Annotated in this window: 6 protein-coding genes; 1 reads left to right on the forward strand and 5 read right to left on the reverse strand. The window is 73.4% G+C overall.

Translation table 11 applies throughout. From position 1 onward, the window contains the following. Positions 1-575 (forward strand): hypothetical protein (locus AB0J52_RS29425; protein ID WP_500185799.1); only part of this gene is annotated, 575 nt, incomplete at its 5' end. Between the two features lie 120 nt (positions 576-695). Here AB0J52_RS29425 and AB0J52_RS29430 read toward each other — a convergent pair. From AB0J52_RS29430 to AB0J52_RS29450, 5 genes are all read right to left on the reverse strand, one after another. Continuing rightward, entirely contained in the window at positions 696-2,273 is a 1,578-nt protein-coding gene (locus AB0J52_RS29430) for an HAL/PAL/TAL family ammonia-lyase (RefSeq protein ID WP_500185801.1), read from the reverse strand. Continuing rightward, positions 2,270-2,836: a helix-turn-helix transcriptional regulator gene (locus AB0J52_RS29435; RefSeq protein WP_500185802.1), complete on the reverse strand. Its 567-nt coding sequence runs from the start codon at positions 2,834-2,836 to the stop codon at positions 2,270-2,272. Before AB0J52_RS29435 ends, AB0J52_RS29430 begins: the two co-directional genes overlap by 4 nt. Beyond that, positions 2,826-3,059 (reverse strand): acyl carrier protein, encoded by a 234-nt coding sequence (locus AB0J52_RS29440; RefSeq protein ID WP_500185804.1) that lies wholly within the window; start codon positions 3,057-3,059, stop codon positions 2,826-2,828. Before AB0J52_RS29440 ends, AB0J52_RS29435 begins: the two co-directional genes overlap by 11 nt. Positions 3,060-3,069: 10 nt before the next feature. Then, on the reverse strand, positions 3,070-4,095 hold the full coding sequence (locus tag AB0J52_RS29445; RefSeq protein WP_500185805.1) for an SGNH/GDSL hydrolase family protein: 1,026 nt from the start codon (positions 4,093-4,095) through the stop codon (positions 3,070-3,072). Between the two features lie 18 nt (positions 4,096-4,113). Then, the coding region (locus AB0J52_RS29450; protein ID WP_500185806.1) for an acetyl-CoA carboxylase biotin carboxyl carrier protein at positions 4,114-4,351 on the reverse strand (238 nt) is incomplete at its 5' end.

Below are 4,351 nucleotides of genomic sequence, written 5' to 3' on the forward strand. Positions count from 1 at the left end.
CCGGCCGCGCGTCCGGCCTGACCGCCCTGGCCTACGCCGACCGCCTGCTGCGCGCCGGCCGCGCGGACGCGGTGATCGCGGGAGCCTTCGACGAACTGACCGACCGTCGTCTGGCCGTCGAGGCGGCGGCCGGGCGACCCGCCGCGGACGCCGCCGAAGGCTGCTGCGTGTTCCTGCTGGAGTCCGCCCGCTCCGCGCGGGCCGCGGGACGCCGTCCCCTGGCCGAGCTGCTGGCCCACGGAGGGGGCGTCGGCGCCGATGTCGGCGCGGTGGCCCGCCGGGTCCTGCGACGCGCCGGAACGAGCCCCGAAGCCGTGCGGCTGGCCGTGGGCGATCTCGGGGACACCCCCGCTCCCAACGCCCGGGTACTGGACGCCAGAGCGATCGTCGGCGACACGGCCGGGGCCGCCGCCGCCTTCCAGGCCGCCGCCGCGCTGGTCACTCCCGGCGCGGGCCTCACCCTGCTGAGCGCTCTGGATCCGGACGGCCAGGTGGCCTGCGCGCTCCTGCGCGTCGGGGACGGAGATCCGGTGCCCTTCTCCGCCGCCGGCACCGGAATCGCCGCGACAAGCTGATCACCAGCCACCGCTCATCACCAGGACAGGTGATCAGCGCGCCATGGTGCGCCCGCCCGCGGCACCACGTGAATGGCCCCGTCCGGACGACCGGACGGGGCCATTCTCACGTACCGGCCATCAGCCGCCGAGTTGGTCGCGGAGCTCGCCGGACCGGATGGTCTCGGCCACCCGGGCGATGTCGTCGGCCAGGGGGCGGTCGGCGTCGAGCGCGGGACTGTGTTTGCGGATGAAGGCGTGGGCGGTGGCCGTGCGCGGGCTGAGGACCTCGTGGCCGCGCAGGTCGGCGGCCTGGCAGAGGGCGATGAGGTGGATGGCGGCCACCTGGACCGCGAGTTCGACCACGTCGCGGGCGCCCCGGGCGGCGATGGTCCCCATGCTGACCTTGTCCTGGTTGTGGGCCTCGGTGGAGCGGGAGAACGAGGTGGCGGGCATGGTGCGGTTGAGCGCCTCGGCGGCCAGGGCGGACGAGGTGAGCTGCATGCCCTTGAAGCCGTGGTGCAGGCCCTCGTCGCGGGAGCCGGGCTCGTAGCGGGGGATGAGGTTGGGCGGCAGGCCGTTGTTGAACTTCTCGTCCACCACGAGTTCGAGTTGGCGGTCCAGCAGGTCGGCGACGCTGGCCACGGCGGTCTTGAGGGCGTCGGTGGCCAGGCCGATGTGGCTGCCGTAGAAGTTGCCGCCGTTGCGGACGACGCCGTGCTCGTAGTCGAACAGCGGGTTGTCGTTGGACGAGTTGATCTCGATCGTGGTCAGGTCGTCCACGGTGGCGAGCATGTCGCGGAGCGCGCCGACCACGTGCGGGGCGCAGCGCATCGAGTAGCGGTCCTGCAGCGAGCGTTCCATCTGCCGGTAGCCGCGGCTCATCCAGGACGCGTCGGCCTCCTCGGCCGCCAGGGGCTCGCCGTGGCCGTCCAGGCCGAGGAACGCGCGGATCCCGGACGCGCTGGCCAGCGCGCCTGGGTGCGGTTTGTGGCGGAAGACGAAGTCGGCGAAGTGGTCGGGCTCGCCCAGCAGGACCTGGGTGGTCATCGCGGTGCCGAGTTCGGCGGCGTGCGCGACCTCGCGGGCCTCCGCCGCGGCGAGCACCGCGTAGGCCGACATGAACGAGGTGCCGTTGACCAGCGCGAGTCCCTCCTTGGACTGCAGCGGCAGCGGCGTCAGGCCCGCCTGCGCCAGGGCGTCGGCCGCGGGCATGCGGCGGCCGGCGAAGATCACCTCGCCCTCGCCGGTCAGCATCCGCGCGAGGTAGCTGAGCGGGACCAGGTCGCCGCTGGCCCCGACCGAGCCGCGCTCGGGGATCGCGGGGAGGATGTCGGTGGCCAGGCAGTCCAGGAGCAGCCGCACCAGGTCGGGCCGGACGCCGGAGTAGCCGCGGGCCAGGCAGTTCGCCCGCACCAGCAGGGTCGCGCGCAGCACCTCGGCGGTCGCGAGCGGGCCGGTGCCGCAGTTGAGGAACCGCAGCAGGTTCGCCTGGAGCTCGGCGGCCTTGTCGCCGTGGATCTGGCGGGTCGCGCTGTCGCCGAAGCCGGAGGTGACGCCGTAGACCGGACGGCCCTCCGCGACCAGGCGCTCCTTGAACCGCTGCGAGGCGGTCATGCGCTGCGCGGCGTCCGCGGCCAGGCCGACGGGACGCAGTCCGCGGGCGACCGCGACCACCTCGGACATGCGCAGGTCGTGGCCGTTGAGCCAGAGTTTCATGGGACTCCTGCCCTCTCTGCGTGGCGGCCGGCGCGCGCGATGGCCTCGGCCCTGCTCACCACGCCGAGCTTCTTGAAGATCCGGGTGAGGTGGAACTCCACGGTGCTGCGGGAGATCACCAGCGAGCGGGCGATCTGGACGTTGCCGTATCCGGCGCGCAGCAGCGCCAGCACCTCCTTCTCGCGGGGCGTCAGGCCGGACGGCACGGCCGGGGGGCGGCTCAGTGTGAAGCCGCGGTCGGCCAGCCAGAGCGCGGCGGCGAGCTCCTCCGGCTCGACGGGGGCGGCGAGGTACAGGTCGCAGCCGGCCCAGGAGCGCGGGTCGCCGTCGCCGTCCACGGCGGCGAGGCGGATGCCGGGCGCGACGCGGCCGCGCACGGCGGCGGCGACGCGCCGCTCCGCCGAAGGCGCGCCGCCCTCGGGAGCCGGGACGCCGTCGGAGGTCGCGACGATCCAGTCCGGGGCGTCCGCCACCCCGCCGACCAGCGTGCACGAGGAGCGCAGCGCTGCCACGAACGGGCCGGTCCACCGTCCGGCCAGCAGCACGCGCGGGTCAGTGCGCATAGCGGGACACCAGGTCGGCGACGGCGGTCAGGTTGGTCATCTCGGGGACGTGGTCGTCCGGGATCGCCACACCGAGGTCGATCTCGATGGCGTTGAGCAGGTCGATGACCAGCATCGAGTCCGCCCCGTGGTCGTTGACGAAGTCGCTGGTCTCGGTCAGGTCGGCCGGATCGACCTCCAGCGTCGCCGCGACGATGTCGCGCAGGTCGCGTTTGTCGGACATGACGCCCCCTTCAGGCGGCCTTGGCCAGCACGTCGCGGATCAGCTCGGCGGCCTGCCGGTTCCCGTTGTCGGTCAGGTGCACGTTGTCGGCGAACGAGTCGCCGGCGAACCGGCGCGCGGCCAGGTCGAGGAAGTGCACCCCGAGGCGTTCACAGCCCGCGCGCAGCCGGTCGGCGTAGCCGTCCCACAGGTCCTCGACGGTGTGGTGGAGCATGCCGAAGACCGGGGCCTCGAAGTGGTAGCGGTCCAGTTCCTCCGGGACGCAGTCGCGGGTGCGGGTGGTGGCGAACGGCTGCAGGCAGAACACCACCGGCGTCCCCTCCGGCGCGGCCCGGACGAGGAAGCCCAGATCGCGAAGGCGGTTGGCGACGGCCTCATCCATCCGGGAGGCGGCGTCGTCCAGGCTCCAGCGGGGCGGTTCCGGGCGTTCCAGGCGCGGCGCGGGGGCCTCCGGCTCCTCGCCCTCCGCGAGCATGACGAGATCGAACATCGGGATGCCGGTCAGGGCCTCGATCGCCCGTTCGTAGGAGACCGGGCCGAACACGCCGTCCACCCGCCGCGAGCCGATCATGTTGATCAGGTCGGTGCCGCCCGCGATGACCGCCACGCTGGAGGCCTTCGGCAGGAACGGCAGCGCGGCGATCAGCTCCTGGAGCGAGTTGCCCGCGCAGATCCCGACGTTGAGCTGGCGCTGCCCGGTGAGGTGCGCCAGATGCGAGACGGGCGTCTCGGCGTCGCTGGACGCGGCCAGCCCGATCGTCACCGAGTTGCCCAGCACGAGCCCGCCGCCCCCGTCGCGGAGCCAGGACCGGCTGTCGACCGTCCCGAAGGGGGAGTCCGACAGCCGGAACCCGGCGTCGTCGGTGTTGATCGCCTTCGAGCGGTGCCGGGGCGCGAGGGAGAACCCGAGGAACGGGTGCAGGTGCAGCTCGATGCCGTGCAGCTCCAGCAGCACGCCACCGCGGTGCCGGTGCGCGTAGCGGGACGGGTCCTTGTCACTGCGGAAGTGACGCTTGTACTCCTTGGACGGAGGCACGTTGTCGTTTCCTCGTTCCTACAGCGGGGCCAACCGGATCAGCGCCTGGCCGTACTCCACGGGTTCGGCGTCGGCGGCGTCGAAGCCGGTCACCCGGCCCGCGCACGGCGCGGTCACCGGGTTCATCAGCTTCATCGCCTCGACGATCGCGACCTGGTCGCCCTCCTCGACCACGCCCCCGACCTCCACGAACGGCGGCGCGCCCGGCTCGGGCGAGCGGTAGAACGTGCCCACCAGCGGCGCCGTGACCACGTGG

Origin of the sequence: Spirillospora sp. NPDC049652, assembly GCF_040675125.1 — a bacterium.
Classification (GTDB): domain Bacteria; phylum Actinomycetota; class Actinomycetes; order Streptosporangiales; family Streptosporangiaceae; genus Spirillospora.